This window comes from Pseudarthrobacter xylosi, assembly GCF_055412765.1.
This window is the reverse complement of record NZ_JBVAYT010000012.1, coordinates 33,592-54,177: the sequence shown is the minus strand read 5'-3', so window position 1 is coordinate 54,177 and position 20,586 is coordinate 33,592. Positions and strand designations below refer to the sequence as shown.

The following is a 20,586-nucleotide window of genomic DNA, read 5'->3' as shown; positions in this document are numbered from 1 at the left end:
TTTTCGGCTGTCCGGGACTTCCTTATGGTGGAGGCACGGGGACTCGAACCCCGAACCCCCTGCTTGCAAAGCAGGTGCGCTACCAATTGCGCCATGCCCCCATAAGAAGCAACCCGTCAATCATACCCTAGAACCATGGAGCCTTTTGCAGGCTCCCGGTCCGGGAATCCGGCCTATTCGACCTTATCGGTCGACTGGCTCCAGACTGTTTTCCGGGCCTCGGATTCCTGTGCTTTCCTGTAGAGCAGGACGCCTGCGATCGCAGCTGCAAGTACCAGCAACTTCTTCACATGCTCCCCGTTCCGGTCCCGTCTGCCGTGAAGCAAACCAAACCTTCCTTCGAACCTGCACAGGTTCCGTGGGCGTACCAGGACTTGAACCTGGGACCTCTTCGTTATCAGCGAAGCGCTCTAACCGCCTGAGCTATACGCCCCGATGCCTCATCGGGCCGAGACACGACTTTACAGCACATCCCGGCCCGATCTCAAATCGAGGCATTTCGCCGGAGAAATTCCGGTGAAATTATGGGTTTTCAGTCATCCGTGAGGGTGACGCCGATGCCGCCAACGAGCGTTGCGGAGATGTTGTAAAGCACCGCTGAGAGCATGGACAACGCCGTCAGCAGGACAACGTTCACCACAGCGATGATTGTGGCAAAGGAAGCCACCTGGCCCAGGGATGCGACCTTCTTGAGTTCGAACCCGCCGCCTTCGGAGCCTGCCAGGGTGCCCAGGAGGCTGTCCACCTGATCAAAAATTCCGGTGAGGTCCAGGACCGTCCACAGGACGATGGCAGCCACGACAGTGACGATTCCCAACGCCACCGAGAGGAGGAATGCCATCTTCAGGACCGACCAGGGATCCACCTTGCTCACCAGCAGCCGTGCGCGCCTGACCTTGGCCTTCGGTGCAGGCTTGACCAGGCCGGGCTGGCCCTGCGGAGGCCGGCCCTGCACTGGGCGCTGGCTGGCCTGCTCTGCCGGAGGCCTGCCCTGCCCGGTACGCTGGCCATTCTGGCCTGCGGGCACCCGGTCCTGCGCAGGGCGCTGGCCGGGAACGGCCGGACGCTGCCCCGGCGCACCGGTAGGGGCCTGTGGACGCTGCTGCGGACGGGCGGGGTTGCTCACCCGTGGTGCGGCCGCGGGCGGTGTTCCGCCGGGGACATTGCTGCTCGGTTTGGGATATGAGTCGGGATTACTCACTCGTTACCTCCGGTGTAGTCTTCGTTCGGCTCAGCGTCGCCGGAGGCGTCCTCTGACTCAACAGCCGGTGATGTTTCTGCCGTTGATACTGACCCTGCGGATCCCTCGGGGGACCCGGCCTCTTCAGCCAACGTTACGTCATCGTCCGCGGATTCTTCGCCCTCGAGGCCGCGTTCGCTGTTCCTGGCCACCTCAATGATGCGATCATTCTTGTCCGGCTTCGCGAAGATCACGCCCATGGTGTCGCGGCCCTTGGCAGGTACGCCGGTCACTGATGAGCGGACAACCTTGCCGCCTTCCATGACCACGAGGACTTCGTCCTCTTCCTGGACAATCAGGGCGCCCACGAGGTGGCCCCGTTCCTCCTGGTACTTGCCCACCTTGATGCCGAGGCCGCCGCGGCCCTGCAGGCGGTATTCCTCCACCGCGGTGCGTTTGGCGTACCCGCCCTCCGTGACCACAAAGACAAAGGAACCGTTTGTGACGACGTCAGCCGCCAGCAGTTCGTCGTCCTCGCGGAACTTCATGCCCGTGACACCGGACGTGGCCCGGCCCATGGGACGCAGGGCATCGTCGGTGGCGGTGAAGCGGATGGACTGGCCCATGCGGGACACCAGCATGAGGTCATCCGTTTCGGAGACCAGCTGCGCCGAAACCAGTTCGTCCTCATCGCGCAGGTTGATCGCGATGACGCCGGCTGAGCGGTTGGTGTCGTAGTCCTCCAGCCGTGTCTTCTTGACGAGGCCGCGCTTGGTGGCCAGCACCAGGTACGGAGCCTGCTGGTAGTCCCTGATGTCCAGGACCTGGGCGATGTGCTCGTCCGGCTGGAAGGCCATCAGGTTGGCGACGTGCTGGCCCTTGGCGTCACGGCCGGCCTCCACCAGTTCATAGGCCTTCGCCCGGTATACCCGGCCGAGGTTGGTGAAGAACAGGAGCCAGTGGTGGGTGGTGGTCACGAAGAAGTGCTCCACTACGTCGTCGCCGCGGAGCTGAGCCCCCTTGATGCCCTTGCCGCCGCGCTGCTGTGACCGGTAGTTGTCGCTGCGGGTGCGCTTAACGTAACCGCCGCGGGTGATGGTCACAACCATTTCCTCTTCGGGGATCAGGTCCTCCATGGACATGTCACCGTCGAAGCCCATCAGGATCCTGGTCCGGCGGTCATCTCCGTGCTTGGCCACGATCTCGCCCAGCTCGGTGCTGATGATTTCGCGCTGGCGTTCCTCGGAGGCGAGGATCGAGTTGTACTCGGCGATCAGGGCCTCGAGTTCGGAATGGCGGTCCTGGATCTTCTGGCGTTCCAGGGCTGCCAGGCGGCGCAGCTGCATGTCCAGGATGGCCCGGGCCTGCAGTTCATCGATGTCCAGCAGCTGCATCAGTCCGTCGCGCGCGGCTTCGGTGGTGTTGGACGCACGGATGAGCGCAATGACTTCGTCCAGCGCGTCCAGGGCCTTCAGGAGGGCACGCAGGATGTGCGCCTCTTCTTCGGCCTTGCGCAGGCGGTAGCGGGTGCGGCGTGCAATAACGTCCAGCTGGTGTGTGACCCAGTGGCGGATGAAGGCGTCCAGGCTCAGCGTGCGCGGAACCCCATCCACGATGGCCAGCATGTTGGCGGAGAAGTTGCTCTGCAGTTCGGTGTGCTTGTAGAGGTTGTTCAGCACCACCTTGGCCACGGCGTCGCGCTTGAGCACAATGACCAGCCGCTGGCCGGTGCGGCCGGAGGTCTCGTCGCGGAGGTCCGCGATGCCGGAAATCTTCCCGTCCTTGACCAGCTCGGCAATCTTGATGGCGAGGTTGTCCGGGTTGGCCTGGTAGGGCAGTTCGGTGACAACCAGGCACGTGCGGCCCTGGAGTTCTTCAACGTTGACCACGGCGCGCATGGTGACGGAACCGCGGCCCGTCCGGTACGCGTCCTCAATGCCCTTGTGGCCGAGAATGGTCGCACCGGTGGGGAAATCGGGTCCCTTGATACGGAGCAGCAGCTCCTCAAGCAGTTCCTCGCGGCTGGCCGTCGGATTGGCCAGGTACCACTGGACGCCGTCAGCTACCTCGCGGAGGTTGTGCGGCGGAATGTTGGTGGCCATGCCCACGGCAATGCCGGAGGAACCGTTGACCAGCAGGTTGGGGAAACGCGCCGGCAGGATGGTGGGTTCCTGGTTCTTGCCGTCGTAGTTGTCCTGGAAGTCGACGGTTTCCTCGTCGATGTCGCGAACCATTTCCATGGCCAGCTGGGACATTTTCGTTTCGGTGTACCGCGGGGCGGCCGCACCGTCATTGCCTGGCGAACCGAAGTTGCCCTGGCCCAGGGCCAGCGGGTAGCGCATAGTCCAGTCCTGGATCAGGCGGACCAGCGCATCGTAGATCGCGGTGTCGCCGTGGGGGTGGTACTGACCCATGACCTCGCCCACCACACGGGCGCATTTGTTGAATGACCGTTCCGGCCGGTAGCCGCCGTCGAACATCGCGTACAGCACGCGGCGGTGCACGGGCTTGAGGCCATCGCGCACGTCGGGCAGGGCACGGCCCACAATAACGGCCATGGCGTAGTCCAGGTAGGAGCGCTGCATTTCCGTCTGCAGGTCCACCTGCTCCACACGGTCAACCAGCACGTCGCCTTCAAGAACGGTTTCCGGAAGATCCGCGGATTCCGCCGGGTTCTCGGGTGTCTCGTCACTCATCGTTTATATTTTCCGTTTCAGGTATATGTCGGTTGTGGAATATCTACTCGGTAAACCGGTTAGATATCCAGGAACCTGACGTCCTTGGCGTTCTGCTGGATGAAGTTTCGGCGGGACTCCACGTCTTCGCCCATCAGGGTGGAGAAGGTCTGGTCCGCCGCCAGGGCATCGTCCATGGTGACCTGCAGGAGGGTCCGGTGGTCCGGGTCCATGGTGGTGTCCCACAGCTCGGTGTAGTCCATCTCACCCAAACCCTTATAGCGCTGAATGCCGTTGTCTTTCGGTATACGGCGGCCGGCGGCCTGCCCGGCCAGGAGCTTGGCATCGCGCTGCTTGTCGCTGAACACGTAGTCGTGCGGCGCGTTGGACCACTTGATCCGGTACAACGGTGGCTGCGCCAGGTACACGTAGCCGTTTTCGATCAGCGGGCGCATGTAGCGGAACAGCAGCGTCATGAGAAGCGTGGTGATGTGCTGGCCATCAACGTCAGCATCGGCCATCAGCACGATCTTGTGGTACCGGAGTTTGCTGAGGTCGAAGTCCTCGCCGATGCCGGTGCCGAACGCAGTGATCATGGACTGGACCTCGGTGTTGCCCAGGGCCTTGTCGAGCCGGGCCCGCTCCACGTTCAGGATCTTGCCGCGTAGCGGCAGGATGGCCTGGGTCTCAGGGTTGCGGCCGCGCTTGGCGGAACCACCGGCGGAGTCGCCCTCCACGATGTACACCTCGCAGCGGGCGGGATCCTTTGAGGAACAGTCGGACAGCTTGCCGGGCATACCGAAGGATTCCAGCGGGCTCTTGCGGCGCGCATTGTCACGCGCCTTCCGGGCAGCCATCCGCGCCTGGGCCGCGGAAATGGCCTTGCGGATCACATCGCGGGCGGGGCCGGGGTTGCGTTCCAGCCAGTCGCCCAGGCCGTCGGTGACAACGCGCTGGACGAAGCCCTTGACCTCGGAGTTGCCGAGCTTGGTCTTGGTCTGGCCCTCGAACTGCGGCTCGGCCAGCTTCACGGAGATGACCGCGGTGAGGCCTTCACGGATATCGTCACCGGTGAGGTTGTCATCCTTTTCCTTGATGATGCTCTTCTCCCGCGCGTAGCGGTTGATGAGGGAGGTCATCGCGGCGCGGAAGCCCTCTTCGTGGGTGCCGCCTTCGTGGGTGTTGATGGTGTTGGCGTAGGTGTGGACGCTTTCGGAATACGCGTTGGTCCACTGCATCGCCATTTCCAGCGCGATATGCCGTTCCGTATCCTCGGTTTCGAAGGAAATGACGTCCTCGTGGACAACATCAACCTTTTTGCCCGAGTTCAGGTGCTTCACGTAGTCCAGCAGGCCGTCGTCGTACTGGTACACCACGGTGCGGTGCTCAGCGGAAACTTCACCTTCGGTGACCACAGCGTCAAGGTCAAGGTCCTCATTGGCATCCGCGTGCGACGCTGCGGTGCGCTCGTCCGTGAGGGTGATCCGCAGGCCCTTGTTCAGGAAGGCCATCTGCTGGAAGCGGGCGCGGAGCGTCTCGAAATCAAATTCCGTGGATTCGAAGATTCCGGCGTCCGGGTAAAAGGTCTGGGTGGTGCCGGTGGTGGCACTCTCTTCGCCCTTGACCAGCCCGCCTTGGGGCTTGCCGCCGTCAGCGAAGGACATCCGCCAGACGTTGCCCTGCCGCCGGACTTCAGTGTCCACCCTGCTGGAGAGCGCGTTCACTACGGAAATACCCACGCCGTGGAGGCCGCCCGAAACTGCATAACCGCCGCCGCCGAACTTGCCGCCGGCGTGCAGGATGGTCATAACAACTTCAACAGTGGGCTTGTGCTCGGTGGGATGCATGTCCACCGGGATACCGCGGCCATCATCGACAACTTTGACGCCGCCGTCGGCCTGCAGGACTATTTCGATGTGCGTGCAGTACCCGGCCAGCGCCTCATCAACAGAGTTGTCCACCACCTCATAGACCAGGTGGTGCAGGCCGCGCGGGCCAGTGGAGCCGATGTACATGCCCGGGCGTTTCCGGACGGCTTCGAGGCCCTCAAGTACGGTGATGTCGCTTGCACCGTATTCCCGGGGTGTCACGGCCTCCGCCGGCGTATCGGGGGTAGGTACGTCCTCCGCTGCGCGTTCCACTGCCTGGGTATCTGTATTGTCGTTAGCCACAGGTGCTGTCGACTCCTCTTTTTCGATGATGGCCGGCGGCGGCATTCCATGGGAAAGCATCCGCCAACAGGCACAAGCTGATGGCGCCGACGGATACGTCGACGTGCGGGACCGAAGTCCGCCTGCGGAGAGCGTGCGGAAAACGGACTCAGTCAACGTTTCACCGGCGCCCAGTTATCTGCTGTGATTCTATCGTGAAATGGGCCGCAAACCCGCATTCCGGCGGGCGTCGCGGGACCCGGACATGCCTGTGCGAGGCCGTTGACCCCGCCTTGGGAGCCCTCGAGGTCCCGTCTCCGGGTGCCTATACGCCCCACGGGCGTTAGACCGCCCTACACGCCGCCGGAGGAATATTCAAGAGCCGACGACGGTTGCTAGCCGTAGGTATCCCGCGGACCGCGGCCGTTGACGGTACGTCCGCCCTTGCGCCAGCTGGGTGCCGACGGTCCGAGCACCTGGATGCTGGTGACCACACCCTCGCCCAGTTCCGTGCGGAATTTCTCCAGCAGGCTGTTACTCAACAGCCGCAGCTGCGTGGACCAGGCCGTCGAATCGCAGCGCACGTGAAGGGTGGTATCGGTGAAGCTCTCCGGGGTGCAGTGCGCCGAAATTTCCGGGCCAACCAGCGTGGTCCACTCCGCCATGACCGACCCCACCGCTACCGGCGAGCTCCAGCCACGTTCGGCCACGAGGCGTCCCACCACTTTGCCGAGTCCAAGCGGATCCCGGCCGGTGGAGTGGAACTGACGGAAGCCACGCGTGTCCTGGATTCCACCCTTTGTTTTGGCAGCGCCGGCCTTCGGGGGTGCCTTGCGGCGAATTTCACCACGCGCTGCCGCGGCCTCTCGCATGCGGTTCAGCGCAGCCTGGGGCGCATCGATGTTGTCAGGATCCCGGCCGGGCTGCAGCCCGCCCTTTTCATCCTTATTCATCGATTCCTCCCGGAATGACCTTCACCCGCCGGCCGGAGAGCTCCTCCGGGATATCGGCGTCGACGGCGGCGGTCACCAGGACCTGTTCCGCGCCGGAGACTATTGCCGCCAGTTTACGCCGGCGCCCCACATCCAGCTCGGCGAAAACGTCGTCGAGTATGAGGATCGGGGCAGAGCCGCCGGTCCTGGCGTCGTCGAGCATAACGTAGTACGAGGCGAGCCGGAGGGACAGGCACATGGACCAGGTCTCGCCGTGCGAGGCATATCCCTTGGCAGGCGCTTCGCCCAGAATCAGTTCCAGTTCATCCCGGTGCGGCCCAACCAAGGAGATTCCGCGTTCAAGTTCCTTGCGGCGGGAAGCTGCAAAGGCCTGGACATATCGTCCGGTGAGGTCCTCAACTGTGAGGTCCCGCAAATCTTCGGAAGCGGCGGACCCGTCCACCATCAAACTGCCGCCGGTACCCGGTGCTGCGCCGCCGTCGTCGTCCATCAGATTTTGCAGTGTGGAACGATAGACGGCGTTGGCTTCCTTGGAGCCATCAGTGAGCTGGGCATACGCCTTGGTCAGGTGCGGGCGCAGCAGTTCAACCAGTTCCAGCCGTGCGTGCAGCAACTCGGCGCCCGCCCGGGCCATGTGTTGGTCCCAGACATCGAGGGTGGCCTCATGTCCGGCAGTGAACTTTCCGGCACGGGCAGATTTGAGCAGGGCGTTGCGCTGCTTCAGGACACGGTCATAGTCCGTTCGCGTCGCCGAATGTCGGGGCATAAGGCTGACCAGCAGCTCGTCGAGGAACCGGCGCCGGTTGGACGGATCTCCCTTGACCAGGGCCAGGTCCTCCGGGGCGAAAATCACGGTTTGGCAGATTCCGAGGAGGTCCCTGGCCCGGACGGGATTGCTGCGGTTGATGCGGCCCCGGTTGGCGCGGCTGGCATTGATCTCAAGTTCCAGGACCGTGGTCTGTTCGCCCCGGACAAGGCGGGCGCGGACCAGTGCCCGGTCCGCGCCGAACCGCAGCAGCGGGGCATCGGAACTGACCCGGTGCGAGCTGAGCGTGGCCAGGTACCCGATGGCCTCCATGAGGTTGGTTTTGCCGATGCCGTTTGACCCGACGAGCACGGTGACACCCGGTTCGAGGGGAAGGTCAACCTGGGCATAGCTGCGGAAGTCAGTGAGCGAAAGGTGTTCTAGGTACACGCGGTGTTCGACAATTCTCGGAACCGGCGGGTCCCGGGGTGGATGTTACTTGGCGGGGCGGGTGGCATGCCCGCCGAACTGGTGACGCAACGCGGAAACCATCTTCATTGCCGGCGAGTTTTCTTCGCGGGAAGAAAAGCGCGCGAAAAGTGCAGCCGTGATGGCCGGTGCCGGAACAGCGTTGGCGATGGCTTCCTCAACGGTCCAGCGGCCCTCACCAGAGTCCTCGACGTAATCATCAATGGATTCCAGTCCCGGGTCCTCGTCCAGCGCCTTCACCATCAGGTCCAGCAGCCAGGACCGGACCACGGTGCCCTTCTGCCACGCGCGGAACGTACCGGGCAGATCATCAACAATGTCCTTGGCGGCCAGCAGTTCGTAGCCTTCGGCATAGGCCTGCATCAGGCCGTACTCAATGCCGTTGTGGACCATCTTGGCGTAGTGTCCGGCACCGATTCCGCCGACATGGACAAAGCTGTCCGCCCGCTCGCCTTCGGGGCGCAGTACATCAAAAACCGGCAGTGCCCGCTCTATGTCAGCGGCCGCGCCACCGGCCATGAGTCCGTACCCGTTTTTGAGGCCCCACACTCCGCCGGAAACACCGCAGTCGGCGAAACGGATGCCCTTCTCAGCCAGCGCGGCACCATGTTTCTGGTCTTCGGTGAAGCGGGAGTTACCGCCGTCGATGACCAGGTCGCCGGCGTCGAGCTTGTCCCCGAGTTCGGTGATGACGGCATCGGTGATGCCGCCTGACGGGACCATGACCCAGATGAGCCGCGGGGCCGGAAGGGCCGCAATCAGCTCATCGACAGAGGAAACATCCGTGACCTCCGGGTTGCGGTCAAAACCCGTGACCTCGATGCCGCCCTTGCGCAGACGTTCGCGCATGTTGAAGCCCATCTTGCCAAGGCCGATCAGTCCAATGTGCACGGGAGTCTCTTTTCTGCGCGGGGTTGGCTGCTGTCGTTTTGGGGCCCACGCCGCCAGGGTTCCCTGGCCGAGCTTGCGAGGCGAGGGGGGCGGTGGGGACTAGTTGGGTAGGCGGACCGGCATGACCAGGTAACGGTAGTCGTCCTGGTCCTCACCGTCAGCGTCTGCCTGGGCTGTGATCATCGCGGGCTTCGGCGCGGTGGTGAAGGAGAACCTGACGTACTTCGTTTCAATGACGGCCAGGCCCTCCACCAGGTAGTGCGGGTTGAAGGCGACAGTGATGTCTTCACCGGAGAGCTGGGCTTCGAGCTCTTCAGATGCCTGGGCATCTTCGCCGGTGCCGGCATCCAGGTGCAGCAGTCCTTGGGTGAAGGCGAGGCGAACCGGTGTGTTCCGTTCGGCCACCAGCGACACTCGGCGCACGGCTTCCACAAGTTCCTGCGTCTGGACGGTTGCGTGGATGGGCGTGGAATCCGGGAAAAGCGAGCGGATCTTGGGGTAATCACCGTCGACGAGCAGAGACGTGGTGGTGCGGCCGCCACTTTCGAAACCGATCAGGCGGCTGTCGTCGTCAGCAAGGGCAAGGTTGATGTCGCCGCTGTTGCCGAGGGTCTTGGCCACCTCGTTCAGGGTTTTTGCCTTGACAAGGGCACTGGTGGAAATACCCGGTGTGGTGGGTTTCCACGGCACTTCGCGCATGGCAAGACGGTAGCGGTCAGTGGCCAGGAGGGTGATGAGATCGTCCTCGATCTCCATGCGGACGCCGGTGAGGATGGGGAGGGTGTCATCCTTGCTGGCCGCGATGATGACCTGGGACACGGCCTGGGCGAAGGCGTCACCCGGGACGGTACCGCTGATGGCGGGCAAGGCAGGCAGGGGCGGGTATTCAGCCTCGGGCATGGTGGCCAGGTGGAAGCTGCTGCGGCGGCAGGTCAGTGTGACTTTGTTGCCGTCGGTCTCTACAACCACGGGAGCGGAAGGGAGGCTTCGGCAAATGTCCGCGAGGAGGCGGCCGGAAACGAGGATGGTTCCCTCGGCGGTGATGTCCGCAGGGATTTCCAACCGGGCGGAGGTCTCGTAGTCAAAGCTCGAGAGGCTGACCGTGCCGGCTTCAGCCTTCAGGAGCAGGCCGGACAGCACGGGAACCGGCGGCCGCGGAGACAACGACCGGGCTGTCCAGGTGACGGCTTCTGCCAGGACGTCCCGTTCGACTCTGAACTTCACGGAAGGGTGCCGCCTTTCATTGCTGCTGCCTTGTTTGAACCGGAAACTCCCACAGGGAGCCCAAAAGTAGTGGCGCCCCAACAACGGAACCTGCATGGTTCTTCGATTGCTGAACCACAAAGAATCCCGAGGATGGGAGCGCTGCTGACAGCTTAGCCGGAAGACTGCTGATTAACCCATCCCCGGGCTGGGCGCCTGGGGTCCTGAGGCCCTTGGGCCTGGCCCGGTTCGGGGTGCGGATCGAGATTGTTATTTGAGGGAAATCAATTTCTTGGGATTAGTAGTGTTAATAACTGCTGTGGATACTGTGGATAACTCGCTCCGGCCGCAGGATCCCGCGGTTAAGACCTGTTCATGGATTGTGGGTGACACAGGTTTTAAACAGGCTGTGGATGGGGATAACAATTTTTGGCTTTTCGCTGATCCACAGGCGCCTTAAGGGTTTTAAGCCCATTAAGCGCGGTTGTCCCCTTAACTATCCACAGGGTTATCCACATGCACCTGTTAATAAGGTATAGAGGCGCCGGCTCAGGAGTTGCGCTGCTGCTGCTTGATCCTGTTGGTGAGTTCCGTGACCTGGTTGTAGATCACACGACGCTCCGCCATCAGCTCACGGATCTTGCGGTCTGCGTGGATCACCGTGGTGTGGTCGCGGCCGCCGAGTTCCTGGCCGATCTTCGGCAGGGACATGTCCGTGAGTTCGCGGCACAGGTACATGGCGATCTGCCGAGCGGTGACCAGCGTGCGTGTCCGCGACTTGCTGCAGAGTTCTTCCATGCTGAGCTTGAAATACTCGGCCGTCTGGCTCAGGATCTGGCTCGATGTGATTTCCTGGGCACCGTCGTCGGTGATGAGGTCCTTCAGGACCATCTCCGCCAACGCCACATCGACCGGTTGGCGGTTCAGGCTGGCGAATGCCGTGACCCGGATCAGTGCGCCTTCGAGTTCGCGGATATTGCTGGAGATCTTGGAGGCGATGTACTCCAGGGCGTCGTCCGGGGCAGAGAGGCCTTCGCTCAGGGCCTTCTTCCGCAGGATGGCGATCCGGGTCTCGAGTTCCGGTGGCTGGATGTCGGTGAGGAGGCCCCACTCGAAGCGGGACTTCATCCGGTCCTCGAAACCTGCCAGCTGCTTGGGCGGCAGATCCGACGTGATGACCACCTGTTTGTTGTTGTTGTGCAGCGAGTTGAACGTGTGGAAGAACTCCTCCAGGGTCCGGTCCTTGCCGGCCAGGAACTGGATGTCGTCGATCAGCAGCACGTCCACGTTGCGGTACGTGGTCTTGAAGCTGGCGCCTTCGTCATCGCGGATGGAGTTGATGAAGTCGTTGGTGAATTCTTCGGAGTTCACGTACCGGACCCGGATTCCGCTGTAGAGGCGGCGGGCATAGTGGCCGATCGCGTGCAGAAGGTGGGTCTTGCCCAGTCCGGAGTCACCGTAGATGAACAGCGGGTTATAGGCCTTGGCGGGCGCTTCGGCTACCGCCACGGCCGCTGCATGGGCAAAGCGGTTGGACGAGCCGATCACGAAGGTATCGAAGACGTACTTGGGATTCAGCCGGCCGAATTCGTGCGAAGTGCTCGGCAGCATCGGCTGCGGCTTCTGCTCGATCAGCTGATCTGGTGAGTAGGAAGGTTCGACGACGGGTTCCGGCTCTTTGTGGATCGGCACCAGGTCGGTGTCCACGTCGATTGCGCAGCGGATGTCCTCGGAAAAAACGTTGTGCAGGGCGTCGTCCAAGGCGTCCTTGACCTGGGTCTGGAGGACCTCACGGGTCAGTTCGTTGGGGACTGCCACCAGGAGTGTGGATCCGATCAGGCCTTGCGCCTGCGCCAGAATGACAAAGCCCCGCTGCCGTGGTGATACGCGGTCGTCCTGCTCGAGCAGGCTCACAACCCGGCGCCAGGAACTTCCGACAGTATTGGCGTGGTTGGCTTCGTCTACTGTCATCAATCAGTTCCTCAAAACTTGCGTGCCTGCATTACGTGCAGCCCCAAGTCCCGAACCAGGATGCTGGTTCAGCTTCATCCACAGGGTTATGCACAGTCCGTGGATAATCGGCTACTGAGCCACTCTAGGGGAACAAAAGGCCAGAAGATAGCTGGGAAGTAGCTTGTGGATAATTACACGGTTGTGGTTCGAAAACAGGCCCTGTGAGCCACTTCATCCACAGGCTGTGGGGCCAGGTTAACCACAGCCTGGACCCGGGACCCAGGGGTACCCCGGTTTGACTCTGGCAGGCATTTTGCCCTAACGTTGTGAAGTCCTTTGTGTACGCTTTTTGACCTCTTCTGAACCTCTCTGACGCACCGCGTTTGAGCAGCCGGGGGAAGTATGCACATACAAAACTTAGCGTCGGCCAGTTCTTCCCCTTTTACTGATCGGGTGGGCGCACCTTTGATCCACTGGAGTAACTAACGTGAGCAAGCGGACTTTTCAGCCGAATAACCGCCGTCGAGCCAAGAAGCACGGCTTCCGCCTTCGTATGCGTACCCGTGCCGGCCGTGCCATCCTGGCAGCCCGTCGTGGCAAGGGCCGCACCGAACTGTCGGCCTAGATAACTGACTCGTCGGTAAACTTTTCTTTGCGAGTTTAAGGTGCTGGCCACCCGTAACCGTTTGAGAACTGCAACCGATTTTTCAATAACCGTACGTTCCGGTGTCCGCAATGGACGCCGGAACGTAGTGTTATATGCGGCAGCTATTGATGCCGACGAACCCAGCCGGATCGGGTTCATCGTTTCCAAAGGTGTCGGGAACGCTGTGGTCAGGAATCTCGTTAAGAGAAGACTGAGAGAAGCCGGTGCTGCCTCGCTGCGCGAGTACGGTACCGGGTTCGCCATAGTGGTCCGGGCCCTGCCTGCGTCCGCTGTCGCCAGCTGGGATCAACTGCTGGCGGATTACAACGCCGCACTGGAAACAACTATGGGCCGGTTGGGCAGCCGCCTTCCGCGGGCTGCTGTAAACGGTTCAACCGGTACAACACAGGAGGGGACACCGCGTGCGTAAGGTAACTGCCGCCGTCGTCCACTACCTTCAGCCTGTTGCTGCCGTTGTGGGCACCTTCCTTTGGAACCTGCCCAGAAACATTCTTATCTTGCTGCTCATGGCCTACCGCAAGGTGATTTCCCCCTTGTACGGCCAGGTGTGCCGTTTCTTTCCTTCCTGCTCGGCGTACGCCCTCGAGGCGATTACTGTCCATGGGGCAGTGAAGGGCAGCTGGCTTGCGGCCCGCCGCCTTGTGCGCTGCCATCCGTGGAATGCCGGTGGTGTGGACCATGTCCCCGCCGGCCACCGCCACTGGCCCGAACACCGGACCCCCACAATTGTTGTGCTGAACAACCCGGACAAGTACCTGGCTGCTCAGACTGATGGAGAAGGCCGCCTTGCGGCCTGACGAATAGGGATATCGTATGGACTTCTTTGAAACAATCATGTTTCCGTTCAAGTGGCTGGTTTCCATCATTATGGTGGGCTTCCATGAGGGCCTGACCATCATCGGGCTGCCAGCGGCCAACGGCTGGACCTGGACGCTGTCCATCATCGGACTGGTGCTGGTCATCCGTGCTGCCCTGATCCCCGTGTTCGTCAAGCAGATCAAGGCTCAGCGCGGCATGCAGCTCCTGCAGCCTGACCTGAAGAAGCTCCAGGACAAGTACAAGGGCAAGACCGATCAGCTCTCCCGCCAGGCCATGGCGCAGGAACAGATGGCCATGTACAAGAAGCACGGGACCAACCCGTTCTCGGCCTGTCTGCCCATGCTGATCCAGATGCCGTTCTTCTTCGCGCTGTTCCAGGTGCTTTCAGGTATCAGCTCTGCGAAGACGCAAGGCAAAGGCATCGGTGCCATGAGCCAGGAACAGGTCATCCAGTTCGACGAGTCCAGTATTTTTGGAGCTCCGTTGTCCTCCGCCCTGTTGCACGGCGGTTCCACCAATGTCTCCGTGGTAGTCCTGAGCATCGTTATGATTCTGGCCATGACTGCCTCTCAGTTCATCACGCAGAAGCAGATCATGGCCAAGAACATGTCTGAAGAGGCTATGGCCAGCCCGTTCATGCGCCAGCAGAAGATGATGCTCTACATCCTCCCCGTCGTGTTCGGTGTGGGTGGCATCAACTTCCCCATCGGTGTCCTCATCTACTGGACCACCACCAACCTTTGGACCATGGCACAGCAGTTCTTCGTCATCCGCCGCATGCCGACGCCGGGATCCCCAGCCGCCAAGGCACTCGCCGAACGCCGTGCGGCCAAGGGCCTGCCGGTCCTGCCCATTCTGAGCGGGAAGAAGGCCGACGCCGAAGCAGAGGCAGCTGCAGCAGCTGCGATCCTCGAGCAAAAGGGACAGCGCGTCCAGCCACAGCGTAAGAACAGGAAGAAGAAGTAATGTCTGCCGAGAGCACCGAACACGCCCTTTCCGACGAGATCATTGACGATCAGGACGAATTAGCGACCGACGCCGATGCTTCCCCCACGGGATCCGCTGCCAGCCGACTCGAAGAGGAAGGCGACGTTGCTGCCGATTACCTGGAAGAGCTGCTGGATATTGCGGATATCGACGGCGACATCGACATCGAAGTCCGGAACGGCCGTACCTATATTTCCATCGTTGCCGAGGAAGAAACCGACAGCCTCGACAGCCTCGTCGGCGAAGACGGCGAAGTCCTGGAAGCCCTGCAGGAACTGACCCGGCTCGCTGTCCTCTCCGCAACGGAGAACCGCTCACGCCTGGTGCTGGACATCAACGGCTACCGCCAGGAGCGCGCCGGCCACCTGCAGAAGATCGCCGAGGATGCGGCAGCTTCGGTCAAGGAGTCCGGCAAATCCGTGGCACTGGAGCCGATGAGCGCCTACGAACGCAAAATTGTTCACGATGCCGTCGCTGACCTTGGACTCGTCAGCGAGTCCGAAGGCGAAGGCGCCGGGCGTCACATCGTTGTATCCGCAGACTAGAGAATGCTGAACCGCTAATCATGGTTGACATCACGGCAGCAGAATTGCTGGCGGCCGAGAAGATTTTCGGTGACCGCCTGGACCTGGCGAAACGTTACGTCGAGCACCTGGCCACTTCCGGAACGGAGCGTGGGCTGATCGGGCCGCGAGAGATCCCGCGGTTGTGGAGCCGGCACGTGCTCAACTGTGCCGTCATCGAAAGCGAGATCGCGCACGGCAGCCACGTCGCCGACGTCGGAAGCGGAGCCGGACTTCCCGGACTCTGCCTCGCCATCGCGCGGCCTGACCTTGAACTGACACTGATCGAACCACTGGAACGCCGGGTGATCTGGCTTCAGGAAGTGGTGGACGACCTAGGCCTGACTAACGTCACGGTGATGCGGACCCGCGCTGAACTCGCAGTCGGCATGGTTAACGCTGATGTTGTGACTGCCCGGGCTGTTTCCGCGCTGAGCAACCTCGCCGGCCTGACCATCCCCTTGCTCGCCGGCAAGGGCGAGGTTGTGGCCATTAAGGGACGCAGCGCAGGCGAGGAAATCGAAAAAGCAGCGAAGGTCATCCGGAAGCTCGGTGGTGTCAAGACCTCTGTAGTGACTGTCGGTGAAAGCCTCTTGGAGGAACCCACCACGGTGGTCCGGATCGTCGTCAACAAGTCCCGAAAGATCTCCTAGTCCCGGGCCCGGTAGCCTTGGTCTGCAGGGTGAAGCGGTTAGGCTAGACAACGGCAGCAAAAGCCGAATGAGAGAGAGTGTGTCCCAGTGACCAGTAGCGAAGCCTCCACACAGCGGATACCCCCGTTTGTGTCTTTGGGGTCAGCACGATCAGTTGCTGGCATGGGTTCCGCGCCGGGACGTGGGGAAATCCACCCTAATCCGGTTTCAGAAATGGCAACTCTTGCCTCTGTTTCACGTGAAACAACAACTGGTGGCAGGATCAACGTCATGGACACCATGGATGACTCCAGTCCTATCGCCAGGGAGCTCGCGCACGAGACCCGGCGCCGCGAACGGCTGGTTGGCCGTAAACTTCCCAAGCCGGAGAAGACGCGTATCTTCACGGTATCCAACCAAAAGGGTGGAGTCGGCAAGACCACCACCACGGTGAACATCGCGGCTGCCCTGGCCGCAGCGGGCCTGAACGTCCTGGTCATTGATATCGATCCCCAGGGCAACGCATCCACGGCCCTCGGAGTCGAGCACCATGCCGATGTGGACAGCATCTACGATGTCCTGATCAACGATTTCCCTCTCGCCGATGTAGTGGCCCCATGCCCGGACGTCAGCAACCTGATCTGTGCTCCTGCCACCATTCATCTTGCCGGCGCGGAGATTGAGCTTGTCTCGCTGGTGGCGCGTGAACAGCGGCTCCGCAGGGCGATCGATGTTTATGCCAAGACCCGGGCGAAGAACGGTGAAGAACGCCTCGACTACATCTTCATTGACTGCCCGCCGAGCCTCGGGCTGCTCACGGTTAATGCCTTCTGCGCTGCCGGTGAGGTCCTGATTCCCATCCAGTGTGAGTACTACGCCCTGGAAGGCCTCAGCCAGCTCCTTAAGAACATTGAGATGATCCAGAAGCACCTGAATGCGGATCTGGAGGTCTCCACCATTCTCCTCACGATGTATGACGGGCGAACCAACCTTGCGGCCCAGGTGGCAGCGGAGGTTCGCCTGCACTTCCCGGAACAGGTCCTGGGTGCTGTAGTCCCCCGCTCGGTGCGGATATCAGAAGCCCCGAGCTACCAGCAAACAGTCATGACCTACGATCCTTCCTCCAGTGGAGCCCTGTCTTACCTGGAAGCCGCAGCCGAAATCGCTGAACGCTAGAATCTTCAAGAAGTGCAACAACCGGAGTCCGGCAAGTTCTGACTCTTCCATCGGAGGGATTTATCCATGAGCGAAAAGCGACGTGGCCTAGGCCGCGGTCTTGGCGCACTCATTCCAAGTTCCGCCGGTAGTGCGTCGGGCAATGGCAGCGCTGTGTCGCGGCCCGTGGATCTCTTCTTTCCGGAAGGCCGTAAGAAAGTCGCTTCTTCCGACGACACCTCAGGGAATGGTGGGCTGGCTTCGGATGCTTCCACAAGCTCCGCATCTTCCGGGTCGGTTGCTTCCGACCCGGCTGCGCCGGCTCAGGCCAACGACGCACCGGTAACGAAGAAGACAGCTGGGCCAAGGACGGCCTCCCCCGCGAAGCCGCCCGTCAAGGCCGCAGACAAGCCGGCCGCGAAGGCTCCGGCTAAAGCTCCGGCAAAGAGCCGTGCAGATGCACCGGCGGCAGAGGCTGCGCCCGCGCCGGTTGAAGCCGTGACTGGTGTGCCTGTATCCGAGGCACCCGAAACCCAGAGCAGTGAGCCGGATAACGGTGTAGATCTTGTGGAAGTCCCCGGCGTACGCTTCGCCGAGATTTTGGTCACCGACATCCATCCGAACCGGAAACAGCCCCGGTCAGTCTTCGATGAAGATGACATGGCGGAGCTTATTCACTCCGTTCGTGAAATTGGCGTCCTCCAGCCAATTGTGGTGCGTACTTCAACCGAAGAGGGTGGAGAACCCTACGAGCTGGTGATGGGTGAGCGTCGCTGGAGGGCGGTACAGGCGGCCGGGATGGAAACCATCCCTGCCATCGTCCGGGACACCACTGATGATGACCTCCTCAGGGACGCACTGCTGGAGAACCTGCACCGCAGCCAGCTGAATCCGCTCGAAGAGGCTGCGGCCTACCAGCAGTTGCTCGAAGACTTCGGAACTACTCACGAGCAGCTTGCGGATCGCATTGGCCGTTCACGTCCCCAGGTTACGAACACGCTGCGACTGCTAAAGCTTCCACCGCTGGTTCAGCGTCGAGTGGCGGCAAGCGTTCTCTCCGCTGGCCACGCCCGTGCATTGCTGGCCCTGCCGGATGCAGCAGCCATGGAACGCCTCGCCCAGAAGATCGTGGCTGAGGGCATGTCTGTTCGGGCAACCGAAGAGGCCGTCACTCTCTACCAGGATCCTGCGAAGCCCGCGAAAAACAACATCCCTCGCCCGGGAGCCCGCCACGAGCGCCTGGACTACCTGGCATCCTCGCTGTCCGACCGCCTGGATACCAACGTCAAAATTTCGCTGGGTGTCCGCAAGGGGCGCGTCAGCATTGAATTCGCCAGTGTTGAAGACCTGAACCGCATCATGGAAGTCCTGGCGCCGGGATCTGAAAACTAGCGCTCTCCGTTCAGAGAAGGGTCTGTTTCACGTGAAACAGGCCCTTTTTTGCGTCTCGATCCATTCCGCTCCTGCATTTCCCTGAGGCGATTCCGGTTGCGACCACGTCAATAGTAGGATCCGCCTTGCATCCTGCGCCTCCGGTTCGCGTGGATATCACCAGGGCATGATCGATCGTAGGGTCGGTGGAGCGTTGGTTTTGCACTGTCCGCGGCCGTGGAATATCCCAACGACTCGTGTCATTGGTTGTGATTCCGCTGCAGCGGTGGAGATCGGCGAAGTCCGGATTGCTGACCCACTGGAGGTGTGCGCAGGCCGAGATGCAGGTGGTCAGGGCTGCCATCTCTCTGGAGACTAACGGTAGGTGGAGTATGTAGGAGCCCTGGAAACCCCGAATAGACTCATTTATCTTTGCGGCGGGACACCTTGGTGCACCGGAGTAGTTGAAGGATGCGTCCATTTTGCCGGGTATTCTTCTCGGCTAGTTCTGGCGCCTGGCCCGCTCAGCGGGGAGAATGCCGTGTTTGTGCCCTCTGAATCCAGTCTGCTCGAATGTCATAGGCGGTCTCCGTGCTGTCCGTGCGGGTGAGTGGTCTGAGCCTCCGACTGTCTAGCTGCCTATCTAGCTGCCTGATTCGTTGCCTGGCTAACGGGCCGCGTATGAGGGATACCCCCAGAGCGGACGTCTCCCCCGGCCTTGCGGCTTGGTTGGATCGCCTCCGCAAAGGAATCCGGCAGAGTCAGATTCGACTGGAGAATGCGACGCCCCACCTGTCGTTTCACGTGAAACAACGGTAGGCCTCGTGCGAAACTATGGCGGTAGCTCAGGACATGGTGGTCGCGGCTTGTTGTGCCTAGGCCGCGAATAGTCGATGTTGAGTCCAGCGATTAATCCTGCCGTCGTCGCCTGGTCTCCATCGGGTGGATGCGGTGGCATGGGCTCACGCCTATCAGCGTCCGAGATGCCTGCCCCCAGTCTCCGCTGAACAGAGACACTCTTACCTTTGTCTGCGGCCACTGCCGGGCAGGGCTACTCCCGCATTGATGGCTGAGCGAGCCCGGCCGGCGCCGGCAGTAGTTCAAATGGTTTCACGTGAAACATCGGGTCGACCCGACTGTGCCGTGGCCGGACTATCCGCTTGTGCTGGCTGTCCCTATGCCCCGACCAACATGAGGGTGCCAGCGTACGGATAGATTCCCACGTGCTGCCGCTCCATCCCCGAAACACTCCAATAGCGACCCGACGGGCAACTAGCGGAACGGACTACGTGGGGTTCACGGCACATTGCCTGCGAGTCCTTACACTTCGCCTTTAGGAGTCTGCTCCCAGTCCCGTGGGCGGTGACGGGTGCTCACGGCAGACCACATACGATGTGGCGTAGCTGGACGCCTTCCACGACGCAGGAGAGCCATGGCAGGGCGCTCCTAAGGGCCAGCGCCCAGTGAAGGGGGATAACCGGAGGTCGGCGTGGTCAAGGCTGTCCTCGGGCCACCCCTCGTGCTCGTGATCCATTGGTAGGCGCAGGGGTCCACCGGAACACACCCGAGCAGCCCATGTCCCCTGCGAGGACGGCGGGGAGCGTCGCGCCTTGACCTGGGCTAGCACACAGATGACGGGCTGCGTCGTGGTGCGGTCTGTGCATGTGGATCCGTAACACCGCCAGCCAAACCAGCAGAAGGTATGCATGTTGTGTCTCGCCCCATTTGGCGGCCGTCGAATCTTGTTCTGCAGCGTTGGCATTCATCGGGAGAATCAAATCACCGGTACGGCTCAGCACGCACCAACCTCAGGAATGCATGTCGATGCCTGGGCCTGCCCCATGGGGTCGCCGACCTCTGCATCCGGCAGCAACATCAACGACGCGTCCTGGAACATCTCCGGCAGTCACGACCTAGTCGAAGTAGCTCGCCCAACGGTTTCTCCGGGACAGCCCGGAACTGCGCCTCCCCCGTACGGCGCATTCCGGGCATTAGCAGGAACAAGTCCAGAATCGGATTGACTGGCAATGGAATGAAATTGATGGTGAGGACAGTCGACTGGATCTGCGGCAGCAGGTGGCAGAGTGGACTGCCTGAGCAGGTGGGCCCCGAGGGCCTGCGGAGTCCCATCGCGCGTACCTCAGTCAAGTCGC

The 20,586-nt window shown here is 61.7% G+C and carries 17 protein-coding genes and 2 tRNA genes; 8 read left to right on the top strand and 11 right to left on the bottom strand.

The genetic code is table 11. The features are described 5' to 3' along the window. Positions 1–25: 25 nt before the first annotated feature. From ACZY1F_RS19905 to dnaA, 11 genes are all read right to left on the bottom strand, one after another. Positions 26–101: transfer RNA gene (locus ACZY1F_RS19905), tRNA-Ala, on the bottom strand. 72 nt (positions 102–173) lie between these two features. Next, positions 174–290, bottom strand: coding sequence for a DLW-39 family protein (locus ACZY1F_RS19900; RefSeq protein ID WP_210412373.1), 117 nt, complete (start codon positions 288–290; stop codon positions 174–176). Positions 291–359: 69 nt separating this feature from the next. Continuing rightward, positions 360–433, bottom strand: a tRNA-Ile gene (locus ACZY1F_RS19895). A 99-nt stretch (positions 434–532) separates the two neighbouring features. Further along, positions 533–1,201 carry a DUF3566 domain-containing protein gene (locus tag ACZY1F_RS19890; protein ID WP_463944165.1) on the bottom strand — a complete coding sequence of 223 codons (669 nt, stop codon included), beginning with the start codon at positions 1,199–1,201 and terminating at the stop codon, positions 533–535. Beyond that, positions 1,198–3,876: a DNA gyrase subunit A gene (gyrA, locus tag ACZY1F_RS19885; protein ID WP_463944164.1), complete on the bottom strand. Its 2,679-nt coding sequence runs from the start codon at positions 3,874–3,876 to the stop codon at positions 1,198–1,200. The genes ACZY1F_RS19890 and gyrA overlap by 4 nt, the downstream gene beginning before the upstream one ends. A 59-nt stretch (positions 3,877–3,935) precedes the next feature. Further along, positions 3,936–6,026, bottom strand: a complete 2,091-nt coding sequence (gyrB, locus tag ACZY1F_RS19880) for a DNA topoisomerase (ATP-hydrolyzing) subunit B (RefSeq protein ID WP_463944163.1) — start codon at positions 6,024–6,026, stop codon at positions 3,936–3,938. A 374-nt stretch (positions 6,027–6,400) separates the two neighbouring features. Beyond that, on the bottom strand, positions 6,401–6,958 hold the full coding sequence (locus ACZY1F_RS19875) for a DciA family protein (protein ID WP_463944162.1): 558 nt from the start codon (positions 6,956–6,958) through the stop codon (positions 6,401–6,403). Then, complete coding sequence (gene recF / locus ACZY1F_RS19870; protein WP_463944161.1) at positions 6,951–8,153, bottom strand: DNA replication/repair protein RecF; 1,203 nt, start codon at positions 8,151–8,153, stop codon at positions 6,951–6,953. Before recF ends, ACZY1F_RS19875 begins: the two co-directional genes overlap by 8 nt. 45 nt (positions 8,154–8,198) lie before the next feature. After that, complete coding sequence (gene gnd / locus ACZY1F_RS19865; RefSeq protein ID WP_463944160.1) at positions 8,199–9,083, bottom strand: phosphogluconate dehydrogenase (NAD(+)-dependent, decarboxylating); 885 nt, start codon at positions 9,081–9,083, stop codon at positions 8,199–8,201. Between the two features lie 99 nt (positions 9,084–9,182). After that, on the bottom strand, positions 9,183–10,307 hold the full coding sequence (gene dnaN, locus ACZY1F_RS19860; RefSeq protein WP_463919674.1) for a DNA polymerase III subunit beta: 1,125 nt from the start codon (positions 10,305–10,307) through the stop codon (positions 9,183–9,185). Between the two features lie 528 nt (positions 10,308–10,835). Beyond that, positions 10,836–12,257, bottom strand: a complete 1,422-nt coding sequence (dnaA, locus tag ACZY1F_RS19855; RefSeq protein ID WP_463919671.1) for a chromosomal replication initiator protein DnaA — start codon at positions 12,255–12,257, stop codon at positions 10,836–10,838. A 469-nt stretch (positions 12,258–12,726) separates the two neighbouring features. On the opposite strand from dnaA, the gene rpmH reads away from it, so the two are divergent. The 8 genes from rpmH (at position 12,727) to ACZY1F_RS19815 (ending at position 18,454) form a co-directional block, all read left to right on the top strand. Continuing rightward, positions 12,727–12,864, top strand: a complete 138-nt coding sequence (gene rpmH / locus ACZY1F_RS19850) for a 50S ribosomal protein L34 (protein ID WP_003800212.1) — start codon at positions 12,727–12,729, stop codon at positions 12,862–12,864. Between the two features lie 40 nt (positions 12,865–12,904). Next, positions 12,905–13,315, top strand: coding sequence for a ribonuclease P protein component (gene rnpA / locus ACZY1F_RS19845; RefSeq protein ID WP_463944159.1), 411 nt, complete (start codon positions 12,905–12,907; stop codon positions 13,313–13,315). Next, a complete protein-coding gene (gene yidD, locus ACZY1F_RS19840) occupies positions 13,308–13,703 on the top strand; it encodes a membrane protein insertion efficiency factor YidD (protein WP_111908386.1) in 396 nt (131 codons plus the stop codon). The genes rnpA and yidD overlap by 8 nt, the downstream gene beginning before the upstream one ends. A 16-nt stretch (positions 13,704–13,719) precedes the next feature. Then, positions 13,720–14,691, top strand: coding sequence for a membrane protein insertase YidC (gene yidC / locus ACZY1F_RS19835; RefSeq protein ID WP_463944158.1), 972 nt, complete (start codon positions 13,720–13,722; stop codon positions 14,689–14,691). Beyond that, positions 14,691–15,257, top strand: a complete 567-nt coding sequence (locus ACZY1F_RS19830; protein ID WP_463944157.1) for a Jag family protein — start codon at positions 14,691–14,693, stop codon at positions 15,255–15,257. The genes yidC and ACZY1F_RS19830 overlap by 1 nt, the downstream gene beginning before the upstream one ends. Before the next feature lie 20 nt (positions 15,258–15,277). Further along, positions 15,278–15,928, top strand: a complete 651-nt coding sequence (rsmG, locus tag ACZY1F_RS19825; RefSeq protein WP_160676066.1) for a 16S rRNA (guanine(527)-N(7))-methyltransferase RsmG — start codon at positions 15,278–15,280, stop codon at positions 15,926–15,928. An 87-nt stretch (positions 15,929–16,015) separates the two neighbouring features. Next, on the top strand, positions 16,016–17,083 hold the full coding sequence (locus ACZY1F_RS19820; protein WP_463944156.1) for a ParA family protein: 1,068 nt from the start codon (positions 16,016–16,018) through the stop codon (positions 17,081–17,083). Positions 17,084–17,149: 66 nt separating this feature from the next. After that, positions 17,150–18,454: a ParB/RepB/Spo0J family partition protein gene (locus ACZY1F_RS19815; RefSeq protein WP_463944155.1), complete on the top strand. Its 1,305-nt coding sequence runs from the start codon at positions 17,150–17,152 to the stop codon at positions 18,452–18,454. Positions 18,455–20,586 lie beyond the last annotated feature (2,132 nt).